The organism is Sulfuricurvum sp. (assembly GCF_028710345.1).
Classification (GTDB): Bacteria; Campylobacterota; Campylobacteria; order Campylobacterales; family Sulfurimonadaceae; genus Sulfuricurvum.
In genome coordinates, this window is record NZ_JAQTUH010000005.1 from 132,098 (window position 1) to 151,042 (window position 18,945).

17 protein-coding genes are annotated in these 18,945 nt (G+C 40.1%); 14 read left to right on the top strand and 3 right to left on the bottom strand.

Translation table 11 applies throughout. The features are described from left to right. Window positions 1–32: 32 nt before the first annotated feature. The gene (locus PHC76_RS08235) at window positions 33–707 is read right to left on the bottom strand and encodes an EF-hand domain-containing protein (RefSeq protein ID WP_299973684.1); all 675 of its coding nucleotides are present in this window, start codon (window positions 705–707) and stop codon (window positions 33–35) included. An 89-nt stretch (window positions 708–796) separates the two neighbouring features. Further along, window positions 797–1,309: a LolA-like outer membrane lipoprotein chaperone gene (lolA, locus tag PHC76_RS08240; protein WP_299973681.1), complete on the bottom strand. Its 513-nt coding sequence runs from the start codon at window positions 1,307–1,309 to the stop codon at window positions 797–799. A 112-nt stretch (window positions 1,310–1,421) separates the two neighbouring features. On the opposite strand from lolA, the gene secA reads away from it, so the two are divergent. From secA to PHC76_RS08295, 11 genes are all read left to right on the top strand, one after another. Next, window positions 1,422–3,989 carry a preprotein translocase subunit SecA gene (gene secA / locus PHC76_RS08245; RefSeq protein ID WP_299973679.1) on the top strand — a complete coding sequence of 856 codons (2,568 nt, stop codon included), beginning with the start codon at window positions 1,422–1,424 and terminating at the stop codon, window positions 3,987–3,989. Next, window positions 3,986–5,182 carry an ABC transporter permease gene (locus PHC76_RS08250; protein ID WP_300209933.1) on the top strand — a complete coding sequence of 399 codons (1,197 nt, stop codon included), beginning with the start codon at window positions 3,986–3,988 and terminating at the stop codon, window positions 5,180–5,182. Before secA ends, PHC76_RS08250 begins: the two co-directional genes overlap by 4 nt. 361 nt (window positions 5,183–5,543) lie before the next feature. Next, on the top strand, window positions 5,544–5,678 hold the full coding sequence (locus tag PHC76_RS08255) for a hypothetical protein (RefSeq protein ID WP_299973674.1): 135 nt from the start codon (window positions 5,544–5,546) through the stop codon (window positions 5,676–5,678). A 14-nt stretch (window positions 5,679–5,692) separates the two neighbouring features. Further along, a complete protein-coding gene (locus PHC76_RS08260; RefSeq protein ID WP_299973672.1) occupies window positions 5,693–6,253 on the top strand; it encodes a hypothetical protein in 561 nt (186 codons plus the stop codon). A 110-nt stretch (window positions 6,254–6,363) separates the two neighbouring features. Then, entirely contained in the window at window positions 6,364–6,771 is a 408-nt protein-coding gene (locus tag PHC76_RS08265; protein WP_299973669.1) for a DUF1924 domain-containing protein, read from the top strand. Window positions 6,772–6,786: 15 nt separating this feature from the next. Next, complete coding sequence (locus tag PHC76_RS08270; protein ID WP_300209934.1) at window positions 6,787–7,326, top strand: diheme cytochrome c; 540 nt, start codon at window positions 6,787–6,789, stop codon at window positions 7,324–7,326. Between the two features lie 82 nt (window positions 7,327–7,408). Beyond that, window positions 7,409–8,512, top strand: a complete 1,104-nt coding sequence (locus PHC76_RS08275; RefSeq protein ID WP_299973663.1) for a cytochrome b/b6 domain-containing protein — start codon at window positions 7,409–7,411, stop codon at window positions 8,510–8,512. 9 nt (window positions 8,513–8,521) lie between these two features. Then, window positions 8,522–8,896, top strand: coding sequence for a periplasmic heavy metal sensor (locus PHC76_RS08280; RefSeq protein ID WP_299973660.1), 375 nt, complete (start codon window positions 8,522–8,524; stop codon window positions 8,894–8,896). After that, window positions 8,889–9,560: a response regulator transcription factor gene (locus PHC76_RS08285; protein WP_299973658.1), complete on the top strand. Its 672-nt coding sequence runs from the start codon at window positions 8,889–8,891 to the stop codon at window positions 9,558–9,560. The genes PHC76_RS08280 and PHC76_RS08285 overlap by 8 nt, the downstream gene beginning before the upstream one ends. Before the next feature lie 3 nt (window positions 9,561–9,563). Next, window positions 9,564–10,766, top strand: a complete 1,203-nt coding sequence (locus PHC76_RS08290; RefSeq protein ID WP_299973655.1) for an ArsS family sensor histidine kinase — start codon at window positions 9,564–9,566, stop codon at window positions 10,764–10,766. Window positions 10,767–10,789: 23 nt separating this feature from the next. Next, on the top strand, window positions 10,790–11,503 hold the full coding sequence (locus tag PHC76_RS08295; RefSeq protein ID WP_299973653.1) for a hypothetical protein: 714 nt from the start codon (window positions 10,790–10,792) through the stop codon (window positions 11,501–11,503). A 9-nt stretch (window positions 11,504–11,512) separates the two neighbouring features. Here PHC76_RS08295 and PHC76_RS08300 read toward each other — a convergent pair whose 3' ends face one another. Continuing rightward, on the bottom strand, window positions 11,513–14,677 hold the full coding sequence (locus PHC76_RS08300; RefSeq protein WP_300209936.1) for an AsmA-like C-terminal domain-containing protein: 3,165 nt from the start codon (window positions 14,675–14,677) through the stop codon (window positions 11,513–11,515). A gap of 10 nt (window positions 14,678–14,687) precedes the next feature. Here PHC76_RS08300 and mltG point away from each other — a divergent pair, with 10 nt between their 5' ends. From mltG to mdh, 3 genes are all read left to right on the top strand, one after another. Continuing rightward, a complete protein-coding gene (gene mltG, locus PHC76_RS08305; protein ID WP_299975290.1) occupies window positions 14,688–15,551 on the top strand; it encodes an endolytic transglycosylase MltG in 864 nt (287 codons plus the stop codon). A gap of 102 nt (window positions 15,552–15,653) precedes the next feature. Further along, complete coding sequence (locus PHC76_RS08310) at window positions 15,654–17,849, top strand: NADP-dependent isocitrate dehydrogenase (protein ID WP_300209938.1); 2,196 nt, start codon at window positions 15,654–15,656, stop codon at window positions 17,847–17,849. Window positions 17,850–17,988: 139 nt separating this feature from the next. Next, window positions 17,989–18,945, top strand: a complete 957-nt coding sequence (mdh, locus tag PHC76_RS08315; RefSeq protein ID WP_299974257.1) for a malate dehydrogenase — start codon at window positions 17,989–17,991, stop codon at window positions 18,943–18,945.

Consider the following 18,945-nt stretch of genomic DNA (forward strand, 5'->3'; position numbering starts at 1 on the left):
GTAAGTAACACGCCCAACAAGGGCATGCAATATTACGCACTAACACTGAGTAAAGATGTCGTTGATGCAGAGGTATTGTTACTACCGTAATAGGAAAGAATTTTTTGTAGCCAATCATTATTGATTTGATTGCTTGTTGTATCGGTTGAAGCAGTTGTTGAACTGTTCGATGTTGAATCTGTGTTTTTAGAATCACTAAAGAGTGCAGATAACTCATCCATACTGATAGTACCGTCTTGATTCGTGTCCAAAGAGGAGAAAATCTCACTCAAAGATGAACTGCTCGAACTATCAGAGGATGTTGAGGATGAGTCACTCGGTGGTGGAGGTGGAGGCATTCCTCCTGGTGGCGGCGGTGGCATTGCACCATCTTGACCTTGCGGCGGTTTCATATTTTTAAGTGCACTCAAAAACTCATCCGTACTTAAACTTCCATCACTGTTAGAATCCAACGTATTGAAGGTATCGGTTGCTGATGTACTATTAGAAGTAGATGAATTGGTAGAGGAGGTTGAATTGGAGGTCAGTGCTTGCGCAGCGGCACTGAATTCTGTTGCATCAACACTACCGTTTTTATCCGTATCTAAAGAACTCAACAGCTGTTGAGCCAAATCTTCAAAACTCGGTTTAGAGGCTTTTTGTGACGAAGATACCCCGGAAGAACTGTAAGACGAATATGCACTACTGTAGTTAGAACTAACTGTCATGGTAGGCTCCTTGTCGGGTGTAGCAAGAAAAATATCTTACTCACCCAAAATAGTAAGCCCTTTAGAGTAACTAATGGGTAACATTATGGTTAACGAATAACGTCATAATCGGCAGGAATAATTGCTTTAAAACGGGATGACTCGATAGGTTGATTTTGGATTGGATTAATAAATTTGATGCTCACTTGATTTTCATAATTATCGCTATAGCTAATGGCACTGAGAAGATCTCCGTTAAAATCAATAAAATAAGTTTGTCCGTTAACTGTAGCGCTATAGCGTGAGGCATTTAATGGTTTGGCTTTTTTGATGATTTGTAAAAAATCGATCTCATCTCCAAGATTTTTGAGGGTAGCTTGCTCAAGTTTCGGTTCTAGTAATGTTAGACGAGAGCCGTTAATATAAACACTTTTTTGAATCGGTTTACTGTAAACCCAGAGGGCATTTTGGGGAGTTGCTGCCCATATTTCGCCGTGATAGAGTATTTTCTTTTTAGTATCATCAATGATTGTTTGAGAAAATGTGGCGTGAAAAGAGGTAATATCTTTGGGTGCTGCAAAAAGAGAGATGGTAGATAAAAAAGCTACGAGTAGAAGTCGCATATGGTTCCTTATTTTCAATATAGGTATTGTATCCAATCATCGTTAACCAAAACAATAGCTTTCCTATGGTAAAATCAGCGACTTTTTAAACATAACAGTATGAAGGCTATCAATGCTCCAATCGCTCGTCGGAAAAATATTCGGAACTCAAAACGATCGTGAAATTAAAAAATATCTTAAACGTGTAGCACTTATCAATGCTCGTGAAGCCCATTTCTCCTCACTGAGTGACGAGGCTCTTCAAGAGGCATTTGAATCACTTAAAGCATCTGTCCGTTCTGGGGCAAAATCTCTTAACGATGTATTGGTCGATTCGTTTGCCATTACCCGTGAAGCGAGCAAACGTGTTTTAGGGATGCGCCATTTTGATGTACAACTTATCGGTGGTATGGTACTGCATGAGGGGCGAATCTCTGAGATGAAAACAGGGGAGGGGAAAACTCTCGTCGCAACGTTAGCGGTTACCCTCAATGCAATGAGTGACAAAGGAGTTCATGTCGTTACGGTTAATGATTATCTCGCATCACGTGATGGTGAGCAAATGTCGGCGCTTTATGCCTTTTTAGGATATTCAACCGGTGTTATTTTGGAGGGGGAATACAATCCAGCCAATAAACGGATTCAGTACGGATGCGATATTACCTACGGGACCAATAACGAATTTGGATTTGACTACCTCCGCGACAATATGAGTTACTCTAAAGAGAATATGGTACAACGAGGTCATTCGTTTGTTATCGTCGATGAAGTGGACTCGATTTTAATCGATGAAGCACGTACCCCTCTTATCATTTCAGGACCAACCAACCGTACATTAGAGAACTACACGCGCGCTGATGCTGTTGCCAAAGCGTTGATTAGAGATGAACATTTTACCGTGGATGAAAAAGATCGTCTCATTTTGATTACCGAGGAGGGGATTATCCGAGCTGAAGAGCTTTTTGGTGTAGGGAATATCTACAGTGTTGAAAACTCTTCGCTCTCACACCATCTCGATCAAGCGCTCAAAGCAAACTATATCTTTGAAGTGGATGTCGATTATGTACTCCGTGATAATCAAGTGGTCATCGTCGATGAGTTTACCGGACGTCTCTCCGAGGGGCGTCGCTATTCAGAAGGGTTGCACCAAGCGTTGGAAGCCAAAGAGGGTGTTATCATTAAAGAAGAGACCCAAACTCTTGCCGATATTACCTTCCAAAACTATTTTCGACTCTACGACAAAATCGCAGGTATGACAGGGACGGCACAAACCGAAGCGACTGAATTTGCCCAAATTTATAACCTCGATGTTGTCTCTATCCCGACAAATGTTATGGTTATCCGTCAAGATTTGAACGATTTGATTTATAAGACTGAAGCAGAAAAGTTTGCTGCTGTTATCGCCAAAGTAAAAGAACTTACCGCTAAAGGGCAACCGATTCTCATCGGAACCGCTTCTATCGAAAAATCGGAAAAATTGCATCAACTTATCAAGGCGGAAAGAATTCCCCATACCGTTTTGAATGCAAAAAATCATACCCAAGAGTCCGAAATCATTAAAGGTGCAGGAGCCAAAGGTGCAGTTACTATCGCAACCAACATGGCAGGACGTGGGGTAGATATCAAAGTAAGTGATGAGATTAAAGATCTCGGTGGACTCTATATCATCGGAACGGAACGGCATGAAAACCGTCGTATCGATAATCAGCTTCGCGGGCGTTCAGGACGTCAAGGTGATCCGGGGATTAGTCAGTTTTATCTCTCTTTAGAAGATAACCTCTTGCGTATTTTTGGTTCGGATAAGATTAAAGCGATTATGGAGCGTTTGGGTGTTGAGGATGGTGAATACATCGAATCGGCAATGGTCACCCGCGCTGTTGAAAAAGCGCAGAAAAAAGTGGAAAATATGCATTTCGAAGGGCGAAAGCATATCGTGGAATACGATGATGTTGCGAACGAACAACGTAAAATCGTTTATAAATTTCGTGGTGAGTTGCTCGACCCTGAATACGATATATCCTCTAAAATTGATGCAATTCGTCACGAGTATGCAGCCCATATTATCAGTGAATGTGGTATTTATGAGGGGATGAATCATGAAGAGATGGATGTTGGACTCCTTCAAAAACGTATTATAGAAGAGGTTAATATCGAGATTGATTTTGAATTTTCAAATGAGTTCTCTTACGAGCTTCTACTCAACCGTGTTAACGGTGCATTAAAAGAGAACTATGATGAGAAGATGTCTCCTCTTGATGCCCAAACACGTTCAGCAATTGAGCGTGAAATCTATCTCAAAACTCTTGATACCGCGTGGCGTGAACATTTATATCAAATGGATAGCATGAAAACCGGAATCCGTCTTCGTGCCTATAACCAAAAAGATCCTTTGGTTGAGTACAAAAAAGAGAGTTATAACCTCTTTACCGAGCTTGTAGGTGCAATCAAGTTTGATACTACCAAAATGCTCCATATTATCCAATTTAGAATGGAAGATCCTGCCGAAGAGGCAGAAGCATTAGCACATCAAATGGAACTTCAAAAACGCCAAGAAGAGCTTCAAATGTCTCTTAGCGGTGCCCCTTCTGAGTTAGAGACTACAAAAGTTTCCCGTAATGACGATTGCCCTTGCGGGAGCGGTTTAAAATATAAAAACTGCTGTGGTAAATCGGGACCTAAAAAAGGGGTTTTTGCTTCTTGAATATCGTAAGTTACCTCGTTAAACGTTTTTTGCGCTTTGACAAAGAACAACCCTTTATTTTCCTCTCTGCACTCCTTGCATTCTCCGGAATCGCACTTGGAGTAATGGTTCTTATCATCGCAATGGCGTTAATGAACGGTTTTGACAACGAGTTCAAGAAAAAACTCACCGTCATGAACTATCCCCTCACCATCCAACCCAAATTTTTCGGCTCTGTCGATAAGACATTAGTTGAATCACTCGAAAAACAATTCCCCAATCTCGCATTTAGCCCCTATATTAATTCCTCTGTATTGAGCCGTCATGAGTCGATGATGGAGGGAGGATATATTTTTGGAGTTGATTTTGCTCGGGAAGCGAAAGTAAATTCTATTGTTGCACGTGGGCTTAAAAAGCACGTTCCTCAAGGGTTTGAAGTGATGGTCGGTAAAATGCTTATCGAAGAGTATGCGCTTGCGCAGGATGAAAAATTGACCTATATTTTTACTCAAATGGAACCGGGTGGACTAGCAGTTACCCCTAAAATCAAACGGTTTCGTGCGGTTAGTATGTTTGATTCAGGTCTCAGTGCTTATGATAAAGGGTTTACCTATACTTCCCTCGACTCGTTACAACGAATACTCAATATCCCGCCAAACCTATATGACGGTATGCATATCTATTCCCCTAATCCCGAAGAGGATATCCACAAAGTTGCCGCCGTTTTACCCGATAGTGTCTCTATACGGGGATGGTGGGAGGATAACGGAAATTTCTTCGCCGCACTCAAAATGGAGAAAATGTCCCTCTTTATCGTCTTGATGCTTATCATCCTCATTGCCGCAATCAATATCATCTCATCGCTTTTGATGACCGTTATGAACCGCCGAAGCGAAATCGCCCTCCTTATTTCTTTGGGTGCTTCGAAACAAGAGGTTAAAAAAATCTTTTTGATTCTCGGAATCGTGATTGGAATTTTAGGGATTGCTACTGGGGCACTTTTAGGCTTTATAGGGATATGGATATTAGGAACTTTTGATATTATCTCTCTTCCTGCCGATGTCTATCCCACTTCAACACTTCCGCTTGATTTAAAGGTAAGCGATTTTTTCTCTATTATTAGCGGTGCTTTCGTTATTGTATTGCTCTCTGCATGGTATCCAGCTAAAAAAGCTTCTGAAGTGGACGTTTTAACCGTTTTACGGAATGAGTAGAATTGTCACCCTCTCCGTCATTCCGTGCCACGACACGGAATCTATCCCCCCACTTTTATCCCTACTAAAGCCAAAAATAACTATTATAATTTAACAAATAAAAATAGATGGTAATTTTGAAAAATATCTCCCGTTATTCCCAATATGATTAGGAATCCAGTTATACAAAATAGTAAAAAATCTAAAAGAAAAGTAGCTTAAATGGAGCAAATAACCATAGGGATGAATACCCGCGAAGCAAGTTTTGATTGTGGGAAAACAACCAGCAAAGTTGTGAAGATTAGTTATAGGAATCACCCCTATATTCTATATCTTGACCCCTATATCTATATCTCTTAGGTATGCATTCGCAACAAGGACGTTGGAAACGAGGAAAAAAACAGCAGTAGATCATGTAAATGATTTTTTTGATGGATTTATTGATATTGACAATAAAAAGTTTGTCGAAATCGATACCAAAAATGTCAAATGCGAGCTTAACGAAGACAGCGATTAAAAAAGGAGAAAACAATGGATAAAACAGTAATGGCAAGCATATTATTATTTATGTCTCTTGCTGCCTATGGCAACGAGGCAGAAAAATATCATGGGATGGTTTTTTCAGACTGGGAATCACCAACTGAATATAAATATCTTGGTGGAGGATGTATTGGCAGAGAGATGGGTTTGTCTGAGGCTAATAATTGTGCATTTAGTATATCAGATGCGGAAATAACTACTAGGGCAACTAAAAAAATTAAGGTATTGTTTCTACAAAGCAATACTGGTGAAAAGAAGACAGTAACTTCCCCTTTTAACGGGAAATTGACCGATTCCCCTATTTGGAAAATCGAAGACAGTATTGAGCTGTCTCCAAAAGAAGAGCATCTTGATACCGAACTATGCGTTTCATCCGAATATCCGAATACAAAAATAGTCTGTTCAGGCAAATGGAACTGGCGTAAAAAGCCATCGGGATGGGGCTATATGAAACCCATCAAAAAAGCATGGCGTATTGATATTGACAATAAAAAGTTTATCGAAATCGATACTAAAAATGTCAAATGTGAACTTAACGAAGATCGAAATTAAAAAGAGGAGAATACAATGAATAAAAACTGTCAAGAAAGTGTCAAGAGACTCCTCATGACAAATTGACACCTTTCTCCTAATATTTGAACATCAAATATAGGAGGCAGGTTATGAAATACCTCGCATTTGCATTTCTCTTCTCTACGTCGCTGATGGCGGCATCACCCGAAGTGGTTCAGTATATGAATGAACTTTCCAAAACGGCGAAAGTCGAAAATAGCTCTTTTAACGGATTTGATGCTGCTAGAGGTAAAGATATTTTTACTTCGACCCATACGGGTAAACAAGGCAAGCCGATGGCATGTACCAGTTGTCATACTACTAATCTTACCAATTCAGGAAAAAATGCCTTGACTGGCAAGGTGATCGATCCACTCTCTCCGCGTACCAATCCACAGCGTCTTACCAGTACCAAAGATGTTACCAAATGGTTGAAACGTAATTTTATGGATGTTTATGCCCGTGAAGGCACTGCACAAGAAAAAGGTGATGTCCTCACCTATATCATGAAAAACTAATCTAAAGGAAAAACAATGAAAACGCTATTAAACCTCTCACTAGCTGCAATGATTTTAACAGGTGGAGCATTTTTGTATGCTGACGATGAACGTGAAGAGCATGAGCATCATCGCTCTAGTATGGTTGCACAGCCGGTAACGCCACAGGAAAAATCAACGGTTGCGTTGTACACCAAAGAGTGTGGAGCATGTCACATGGCGTATCAACCACAATTTTTACCGAAACGCTCGTGGGAAAAAACTATGAAGATGTTGGATAACCATTTCGGCAGTGATGCTACACTTGATCCACAGGATCACAAAACCATCCAAAATTATTTAGTTTCACATGCCTCAAAAAATGATCAAATGAGCGATATAAAAGGCAATATTGCCCTCCGTATCTCAGAAACTCCCTATTTTATTCGTGAACATCGTGAAGTATCTAAAAAAATGGTAACACAACCTGCAGTAAAAAGTTTCGCGAACTGTAATGCATGTCATACCCAAGCGACAAACGGCAGCTATCGTGAACGTGAAGTTCGTATTCCAAATTATGCACACTGGGAAGAATAATTCTGTCTTATCTAGTGCCATAGCGGCAAGCATAGCTGAAGGGATTATTTCCTTTGGCGTTCTAAAATCGTAGGAGATTATTATGAAACGGGTATATGTCTGGACACTTCCAACACGGTTATTTCACTGGCTGTTTGTATCGCTGATAGTGGGGAGTTGGATTGCTTCAGAGGAAAATAGATGGCTCTCGCCACACGTGGCGATGGGGTATGCAGTCGGCGTATTGGTAGTATTTCGTATCGTTTGGGGGATTATGGGTCCTCAGTATTCCCGTTTCGGTGATTTTAATCTTCGAGTAGGTCCATTAAAAGAGTATCTTTTAAGCATCTTACATCCGACACGACATTACATCGGACACAATCCGGCAGCAAGTTTTGTGATGGTTGCTATGTTGATAACGGTTGTTCTTGTGGTACTGAGTGGAATGCTCACCTATGGAATTCAAGAAAATCGCGGTCTATTAGCATTTTTACATGATGATTATTTTCACAACATGAAAGTATTTAAAGAGGTACACGAATTTTTCGTCAATCTCTTATTAGTTTTAATCGCCTCGCATGTTGGTGGCGTGTTGGTCGATAGATTTTTGCACAAAGCAGACGGTACGCTCACTTCTATTATCGATGGACATAAAAATATGGAAGGAGAAGATGCCGTTTTGTCATTGTTACAAAAAATAATAGCGACATTGGGTATTGGCGGAGCAATAGCACTGCTTATTTATGCCCTGAGTGTACAAAATAACCCAATAACTGTAGGATATAACAAAAAGATAGATTACGCCAATGAGAACCCTGTTTTTGTCAAAGAGTGTGGGTCATGCCATACTTTGTATCCCCCGGCGCTTCTTCCTAAAGAGTCTTGGAAAAAACTCATGGGAGATTTGCCGAACCATTTCGGCGATGATGCGTCATTAGAGCCGAGTGATCATCAAACAATCTTAGCGTATCTTTTGGAACATTCAGCAGAAACATCAACTCAGGAGATGTCCGTTAAAATGATGAAGTCACTTGATAAACCTGATATCATAGCTATTACACAAACACCGTTTTGGAAACGGACACACAGAGAGATACCAGAGGATATTTTCAAGAGCGATAAAGTAAAAAGCCGTGCGAATTGTAAAGCCTGCCATAGTGATGTAGAGCAGGGTACAATCGAAGATAACGCGATAAAAGCACTCTAAAGAGAGGTTATGATGAAATGGATTATTGTTTTAGTGATGGTGATTTCACTCTCTGCCTTTGGCGATGACGACCACCATTTTCCGATGGATTTACACGATTTAGGATTGACAAAGCAGCAGCACCATACCGTCGAAGAGGCAATGAAAGAGTATCAATACTCAAATCGTCGTTACCATCAACAAAAAGAGAAAACTCAAGAAGAGCTTAATGCTCTCTTTTTAAGTCCCTCATTTGATGCAGAAGCTTTTCGAACCAAAAATTTAGAGATGGAGAAAGCTTCGATAAATATCCGTATCCGATTGTTTGAACGGCTTCACGCTATTTTTACACCTGAGCAAAAACGGCGTTTTACTAATCATTTAGAGGAGTGGGACAGTGAGTAAAAAAGTACTTTTGATCGAAGATGATCTTCCTCTTCAAGAGTTGATTAGCTCATTTTTAAAATCGTATGGTTTTGAAACACACGGATATGATGATCCAAAAAAAGCACTTGAGTGCTTATTGGAAAAAAAAGAATCATTTGACATCGTTGTTTTAGATCTTATGCTCCCCGGAATGGATGGATTTGATGTTGCCAAGTTGATTAAAAACCACCTCGACATCCCAATCATCATCTCCTCCGCACGAACCGATATCGGTAATAAAATCTACGGCTACGATTTGGGTGCCGATGATTATCTTGATAAGCCGTATGAACCACGTGAACTTGTTCTTCGGATAGAGGCTGTATTGCGTCGTTATGGACGCAAAGATGGGCTGGTTGTATCCGATTTTACGATAGATGAATCGGCTAAATCGGTCATGATAGAGGGATACCCGATTGAATTAACACGAGTAGAGTTCGATATATTTTTACTTTTGGTAAAAAATCGAGGTAAAAATCTTTCACGCGATCAGATTATAGGCTCATTGGGACTCTCCGATGAGACCAAACACCGTACCATCGATACCCATATCAGCAACATACGCCTCAAAATCGGTGATGATGCCAAAGAATCCCGCTACATCAAATCGGTGTGGGGAATCGGTTATAAGTTTACGGGATAAATGATGTCAATTTTTACCAAAATCACTGTTTTGTTTCTCATCAGTTTGACACTTATGGTTGGTATCGGATATAAAATCGATACCATCAATACTGAAAAATACGAATCAATTGTTCAGCAAAAATATCTCCTTGACGGACGTAAAATATTTGGATGGATGAGTACATCGAGCGCAGATGAGCTCAAAGATAAATTTAGGACACTAAATCTTGTCACAATAGCACCTATGCCATCAAGTCAGATTATTATGAGCCAATCTCATACTTTTGGTGTGTTTGAGATTTTAAAAGATAAAGAGATAGGGTATATCCTCCATATTCGCTATTTTGATGACAATATTTATCTATTGGATACAACACTCAAAGAGGGATTGAGAGAGGGGTGGATACTCAATGCTTTGGTGGCAGCCGATATTGTTGTTTTAGCCATCATTTTTATGGTTATATTGCGGATGTTAGCCCCTTTGCGCTCATTGACTGGGAGTATGCGTCGATTTGCACACGGTGAGTATCATAGCCGTAGTAACCTAAACTCGCATGATGAAATAGGGGAAGTGGCACGGAGTTACAATGAGATGGCTCAAACCATCGAAAACATGATTCGATCTCGCGAAGAGCTGCTGCGTGATGTCGGACATGAGTTGCGTACACCCATTGCACGAGGAATGTTTGCATTAGAAGAGCTCAACGATTCGAGTGCACGAGAGACGTTGAAACATTCGTTTAAAGAGTTGGATCAATTAACGCAGGAACTTTTAGAGATAGAAAAACTCCAAGCGACCGATACAATCAAATCAGAAAGTTTTAGTGCTGAAACACTGGTAGTAGAAGCGCTTTCAAAACTCTTTCTATCGGATGAATCCAATATATTAGTTAATATTAAAGATAATTTTACCCTTAATGGGGATTTGCAGTATCTTTCGTTGGCACTAAAAAATCTCCTTGATAATGCACTGAAGTATAGCGATCAACTTCCGATTCGATTAGAGGTTGTCACGAATAGGATTAGCGTTTTTAATCATGGAAAAGCGCTGGAAAAAGAGTTTAGCCATTTATTAACCCCTTTTACCCGTGAGGAGGGGTCACGCACAACCCAAGGATTTGGTTTAGGACTCAATATCGTTAGTAAAATCATTGCGAAACACCATTTTGCGCTGACATACGATTATAATAGTGGAGAACATTGTCTCTCTATTATTGTAAAATAAAAAATTAAATTGAAAAGAGTACTATGACACCACTTATGGCTATGTTTATCCCCGCCCTTGTTGCCTCATTAGGAGGTTTGTTAGCCGTCTATTGGAGCCCGTCACACCAAACGCGTAGTTTGATTCAACATTTTGCGGCGGGAGTTGTTTTAGCAGCGTTAGCTGTGGAAGTTTTACCTGAAATCGGTCGTGAACACGCTCCTGCATGGATCCTTATAGCCTCATTCACTTTTGGTGGATTAATGATGTATATCATGAAACTGTGGAGTATGCGTTTAGAAGAGAAGACGGAGCATTTGGGAGATAATGCTTTTAACTATGGATTGATTGCGGCTACGTTTATCGATGTAGCGGTGGATGGTTTTATCATCGGTGCAGGATTCGCCGCCGGAGGAAATACAGGTCTAATTTTAGCACTTGGGTTATCGGTGGAATTACTCTTTTTAGGGCTCTCTCTTGTCTCTAATACTATCAAAGGGTGGCGTGTTGTTTTTATGAGCGTTGCATTAGCAGGAGTAGTTTTAACCTGTACTCTCTTAGGAAATTATCTACTATCAGGGGCATCATCAAGCCTCATTAGTGGTATCTTAGCTTTTGGTGTAGCGGCATTGCTTTATCTCGTGACCGATGAGCTGTTGGTAGAAGCGCATACGATAGAGGAAAAACCCTCATCGACACTTTGGCTCTTCTCAGGATTTTTAGTATTTTGGAGTATTCAGCTTTTTAGCGGGGTATAAGTGAGTAGTTTATTTCTTCTTCTCATCGGGTATCATCCATAAAAACGGATAGGTAATGGTCCGTTTTAGGATATTAAACGGTGCACTTACAATTTCTTTGGCGATACCTGTTTCAACGATTGGGTCACTGAGTTTCCCTTTTAAGTTGAGAGTGGTGCTGATAGAACCGTCATCTCCGAGCAAAATATACCCAACCACTGGGACTTTACCTAATGCTGAACCCAAATCAGATTTCAGGGTTAGTGTGCCATTTAACGTATCATCTTTTATGTTGGCTTCTCCTGATCCATCTATTTTGAGTTCAGGGGAGTTGAGAACATAGTTATCAATATTAAAAATATGATTTTGATAGGTAAAATGGGCATAAGTATCTTTGACACGTAGCCCTTTAGTGCTGTAGTTTGGTAGTGAAAAGGTGGTTAATGAGGGGATTGTATTAATAAAAGATAGGACATTGTTGAGCACTTTATACTCTTTTAGGATAACATCATCTATCCGCATTATTCCCTCAAATTTATCTGTTTTTCCGGAGAGTTTAAAAGATAAATTTCCCCCGTCAAAATCACTAAAGGCAAAAATATTTTCCATAAAATGGTCACCGAAATTAGCCCCTTCAGCATAAAAGAGTGAATCTTTCATGGTGATATCGGCTCCACCGATGCCATGCGTTATACGAGCATCAAGTTCATTATTGCTATTGAGTGTTGCATCGATAGTATCGATTAAAATTTTTCGATTTTCCATCAGATAGAGGTAAAGATTATTACCGTTAAGATGAATGGCTTTAGAGCTCGTACCTGAGATTTTATTACTTCCGCTTTTACGATCTGAAAGCCATCGTAAAAGTTCACGTCCATTGATTCCCATGTTGTTCGCACGGATATGAAGCGTATCATCATTCATAATAGTAACTCTGTCGTTGAGACGGATAGTGGTTTTGTCGTTAAAAAAAGATCCTCCGAAACGGTAAGTAGAGAGCGACTTACCATTAACCATCATAAGAGAATAGGGGTACTCTACCACACCGTCAAATGTAAGCCGTTTGGTTGTGGGGGAATATACCAATATGATTTTGCCATTATTGATATCATAGTAAGAGAGGAGAGGGGAGTTTTTACTTAAAAACGAGATATCGGCAATCTCTATATTCCAGCCAAGATTATTATTACTAACATCGATTCCTAATGTTTTCGAGTGGAATTTTAACTCCTCTTTTGAAGCATCGATAAGTAAATTTTGGGGGTGAGAAGTATCGATATAACGGCTAATATTGGGATTTATAGCCTCTATATTGGAAAGCTGTAATGTTCCTTGTTCTGTTTTTGTTGAATATTCTCCTTGCAATATCCCTTTAAATTGGTCTTTGAGAAGAATATTTATATTATTAAATATAAAAGATGAGTCTTTATAAAGTACACTAGATGGGGAGAATGAAATAGCCTGTCCGCCAATCTCCCAAAGTGAAGATGAGGGTGTGCTCAGCACTATATCGTTTGATTGAGGATTGATATGGATTACACTCTCTTTTGAGAGTAAAGAGAGGTTATTGATGTTTAACGTATCAAGATGCAGTGCGAGAGAATAGCTATCGGTAGATATTGTTCCCGAAAGATATCCAGAACATTTATCCGGAATAGTCAAAGGGAGTTTGGAGATTAGCATCTCTCCTTTTTTATAATCGATCGGTATCAGTAGCGAATCAGAATGGAGTTTTTCACCATAAAGGCTCCACTCAGCAGATGATATCTCTACTGTATCTTGTATAGGACGGATTAAATAGGTAATTTTGGGAGGGTTAGATGATGTTAGGAGGGATAGGTGGCTTGAATTTCCGCTTGGAGCACAAAAGTAGGGGAGAACAATAACCTCTCCATCCCCTTTTGATCCATCAAAATTCCCATTCACTTTTGCATTGGCGATATTTTTATAATGAACGTCAAATCCATGAAATTCAACTTTTGAATTATCGAGAAAAACACTTCCCCCTGTTGTTTTAAAAAGAAATCCTTCCATCTCTATTTCCGATGGTGATGGGGTAAATCGACCTTTTGCCGTAATGGAAATATCGTGAAGATTGATAGAAAGGTTGAGATCAACGTCAGCGACTCCGCTATTTTGACGTAGAGGGATTTTAATATCATAATGATTTAATAAAAAGAGGATATCGTTATTCAATTGACCTTGAGTAGAGCGTATAAAGGCGTTAAGCATTGTGTGAGGAGTAGTAAAGTCAATGTACAAATGACTCTTTTGCGCAGGGAGGGTATAAAACGTACCGTTATTGGGAACAATGTGCAGTTTCCCTTTTTGAAAATAGATATCAGCACTCGGTGCTTTAATCGGGGAAATTTTGGGATCAAATGTATACTGTACATCCAATGCCGTTGCATGAATATTTAAGCTTGTCACTATGGCTTCGGGTTTATCATAGATAAATTCCCCTTCACATGTACGTAAAAATGCAGTTTTAAACTGAGTATTATCAACAATCCAAGGTCGAATGTCCGGATCAACACCGATAAAATCGGTCAGGGTTGCAATCTGGGTAAAAGCCCCATTGGATTCTAATTTTATAGTCAGTTTAGTAGTGTTTCCGGCAATGTATCCATGAAGCATTGGGGTGTTCGGAAGAGATAAGTTGGATTCAAATGAAAAAGTTTGTTCCGCTATGTTTACTCTAAAATAACCATCCATTTTATGATGTGCAGAAGAGGGGGATAGAAAGGTCAAATTAAGTGATTCAGGGCTCAAACGAAAATGACCGTCTAATCTATTATTTCCATTGTTAAAACTGATTTGCCCCTCTTGATTTCGAAAATAATGGAGGGAGAGAGATGTTCCGTGGTAAACAATGTTTTGAATATCGACAGAGGCAATCCATTGTTCTGCGTATTTTATTGCCTTGGGGAGATACTTGAGAGGTTGTAAATCGAGAGGCTCATTAGTAGACTGTAAATCATTTAAATTGATAAGTGATGCTTGAATATGAAGTCTGTTATCCCATTTTAGGTATACTCTTTCTAATTTTATATCCCCTAATTTGAGATGAGAAATGGTAAAACCTTCAACTAAAGCAACAAAACCGAAAAATAGTGTTAAAAAAAGTAAACCGAAAAAAAGAAGCACTCTAAAGTGGATTTTAGCAATCATTTTTGTGATAAGTTTATCGTTCATTGCCTACCTATTGTCACCTATCACATCACCGAAAATCGTTTATATTCCACAAGGATCAGTCTTTAAAAGTATAGCACATCTCCGTGAGGAAGGGGTTAACCTTTATAAATTTGATGCTCTAATATTACGTCTTATCGGACAACCACAACAAGGTTGGATCAATTTAGAAAAAGAGAATCTTTCACGCATAGAGTATCTCTACCGTCTCACAACAGCTAAAGCCGCCACCCGATCAGTTACCCTTATTCCGGGTGAAACAACAACAGTATTTTTAGATCAGCTTGCCAATGAACTCGGATTGGATGTCGATAAATTACAAGATGCCTATGGTCGTGCTACTACGATCAAAGAGGGGATGTTTGTCCCAGAAACCTATAATATCCCTCAAGATATTAATGAAGAGGATGTAGTCCATTTCCTTCTTCAGCAATCATTAGAGAGTTCCAAAGCACTCTCTATCAACTATATGGGGAGTTACAACGAGGCTAAATGGTTACATATTGTAACACTTGCGTCGGTAATTCAAAAAGAAGCAGCATCTATAGAGGATATGCCGATGGTAAGCTCGGTTATCCAAAATCGCCTTGCTAAAAAGATGAAATTGCAGATGGATGGGACATTAAATTACGGTGAATACTCTCATCAAAAGGTAACAGCACGTCGAATTCGAACCGATGAAAGTAGCTACAATACCTATAAAAACGGTGGTTTGCCTGAATTTCCGGTCTGTAATGTAAGCAAAGAAGCATTGAAGGCAGCACTCCACCCTAAACACACCGATTATCTCTATTTTGTACGTGGGAAGAATGGGGAGCATGTTTACAGTAGTTACTTTTCTACACACCACCAAAACATAGTAAATGCTACAAAATGAAACACTATAAAGAGTTTTTTATCTTTTCGGTAGGCTAATCAATCAATATCGTGACCTAGGATGTTATGATGCTTACTATAAAAAAAATGACAGGAGAACCTGATGGCAAAAATCATTTGGTCAGTAATTGATGAAGCACCGGCACTAGCGACTTATTCGCTACTTCCAATCGTAAATGCATTCACACAAGCCGCAGGCGTAGAAGTTGTTACAAGTGATATTTCACTTGCAGGTCGCGTTATCGCTACATTTCCGGAGCGTATGAGTGATGCTCAACGTATCCCTGATAATCTTGCACAATTGGGTGTTGTTGCAACAGAGCCAGATGGTAACATCATTAAGCTCCCAAATATCTCTGCTTCTATTCCACAATTGAAAGCGTGTATTGAAGAGCTTCAATCTCAAGGGTATGATTTGCCTTCGTATCCGGAAGAGCCACAAACTGATGAAGAAAAAGAGATTTTTGCACGTTACGCAACCTGTCTTGGTTCAGCGGTTAATCCGGTTCTTCGTGAGGGTAACTCTGATCGTCGTGCGGCGGTTGCGGTTAAAAACTTCGCTAAGAAAAACCCACACAAACTACGTGCTTGGGATCCTGATTCAAAAACTCGTGTTGCTCACATGGATAGCAATGACTTTTACGGTAATGAACAATCTATTACTAAAAAAGGTGATGGCAAGGTAGTTATCGCACTAAACGGTAAAACACTTAAAGAGATTAATGCTGTCGATAGCGAAGTTCTTGATGGTACTTTTTTAAGCGCAAAAGCGTTACGTTCATTTTACGCGGAATCGATTGCGGAAGCAAAAGAGAAAAACATCCTTTGGTCTATTCACCTCAAAGCAACCATGATGAAAGTATCGGATCCGATCATGTTCGGTCATGCGGTATCGGTGTTCTTTAAAGATGTATTTGAAAAATACGGTTCTGAACTCAAAGAGATCGGTGTTAACCCAAATCTTGGACTTGGTGATTTGTACAAAAAATTAGCAAAATTACCAGCCGATAAAAAAGCGGAGATTGAAGCGGCTATTATGGCAGTTTATCCAACTCAACCAGCTATGGCGATGGTGGATTCAGATAAAGGGATTACCAACCTTCACGCATCTAACGACGTGATTATCGATGCATCACTTCCTGTCGTGGTACGTGATGGCGGTAAAATGTGGAATCCAGCGGGTAAAGTAGAACAATGTGTAGTAACGATTCCAGACCGTTGTTACGCAACTATGTACTCTGAAATTATCGAAGACTGTAAAGCAAATGGTCAATTTGACGTTACTACAATGGGTTCGGTATCAAATGTCGGTTTGATGGCTCAAAAAGCTGAAGAGTATGGCTCACATCCAACAACGTTTGAATTAGCAGAAGATGGTGTTGTAACAGTTGCTGATGATAGCGGTGTATTGATGACATTTAACGTAGAGAAAGGTGATATCTGGCGTATGTCGAGAGCTAAAGATGTTCCGATTAAAGACTGGGTACGTCTTGCGGTTGAGCGTGCAGAGATCGAAAATGTTCCGGTTGTTTTTTGGTTGGATGAAAACCGTGCACACGATGCAGAGATTATCAAAAAAGTGAATGCATACCTTCCTGAATTCAACAAATCAGGGATTGAGTATCACATTTTAGCACCAGAAAAAGCGATGTCGTTTTCACTCAAACGTGTACGTGCGGGTCAAAACACTATTTCGGCAACGGGTAACGTTTTACGTGACTATTTGACTGACTTGTTCCCAATCCTTGAGCTTGGAACATCGGCTAAAATGCTCTCAATCGTTCCGTTGCTTGCTGGTGGTGGATTGTTTGAGACAGGTGCGGGCGGTTCTGCACCGAAACACGTTGAGCAATTCGTTAACGAGGGTCACCTTCGTTGGGATTCATTGGGTGAGTTCTTGGCGCTTGCTGAGTCACTACGCCATATCAATAAAACAAAAAATGATGTTAAATTGAGCGCATTGACAGCCGCTTTGGACGAAGCGAATGCAGCCTATTTGGATAATTCAAAAGAGCCATCACGTAAAGCAGGAGAACCTGATAACAAAGCGAGTCATTTCTTCTTGGCACAATATTGGGCAAAAGCGTTAGCGGAGCAAACAGTAGATTCTGAACTTGCTGAAAAATTTGCCAATGTTGCTAAGACTTTGGTTGAAAATGAAGCTAAAATCATGGAAGAACTTCTTTCAGTTGAAGGTAAAGCCCAAGATATCGGTGGTTACTACCATCCAGATCTTGCGAAAGTAACAGCGGCAATGCGTCCAAGTGCGACATTGAACGCTATCATTGCTGGAATTTAATTTTAAACACCAAAGGATTCTATCCTTTTGGTGATTTTTGCCTCTTGTGAGGCAGAGTTCTATAATTCGTTTTTTATCTGTAGAGAGGTACTCTATAGATAAAAGACGATTTAATCGTCTTTTGACACTAGGAGTTGAAATGGGAAAAGGTAAACGTGTCGGAATTGTAGGTGCTGGTAATGTTGGTTCTACGATTGCATATTCTCTGGCAATGTTAGGTACCTGTCATGAGATTATCTTACGTGACAATAAAATGGAAATTGCCAAGGGAAAAGCGCTCGATATGTCTCAAGCGGCTGCGGCTGTCCGTTCTCACTCGGTTGTGAGTGTTGCCGAAAAAATGTCCGATTTAACCGATTGTGATGTCGTGGTTATTACTGCGGGAAGTCCACGACTACCGGGGATGAGTCGAGACGATTTGCTCATGATTAATGCCAATATCACCCGTGAAGTGGTTGAGGGGATTGCACAATACTCTCCCAACGCTATCATCATTATGGTTTCCAATCCGTTGGATGCGATGACCTATGTTGCATTACGTGAGAGCGGTTTTGATCGCAATCGCGTTATCGGTATGGCAGGGATTTTGGACAGTGCGCGTATGGCGGCATTTATCCAAGAGAAACTGGGCTATGGCGGTGGACAAATCCGTGCTTCCGTTATGGGTGGTCATGGTGATGATATGGTTCCACTACCACGTTATTCGACAGTAGCGGGTGTGCCACTCTCTGATTTGTTAAACCAAACAGAGATTGATGAAATCGTTCAACGTACTCGAAAAGGGGGTGCTGAAATTGTTGCCCTCTTGCAAACCGGTTCAGCTTATTACGCTCCTGCGAAATCGACAGCGATTATGATTGAAGCGATTTTAAAAGATACCAAACAAATTCACCCGTGTGCTGTCTATTTGGATGGCGAATACGGCTATAGCGATGTTGTGAGCGGTGTTCCGGTTATGCTGGGAGCAAACGGAGTCGAAAAAATCATCGAAATTACCCTCGATGAAACTGAGAAAAAAATGTTTGCCGATTCATGTGCATCGGTTCAATCGTTGATTGATACTCTTAATACCAATAATTTCTTTCAAGGAGCATAA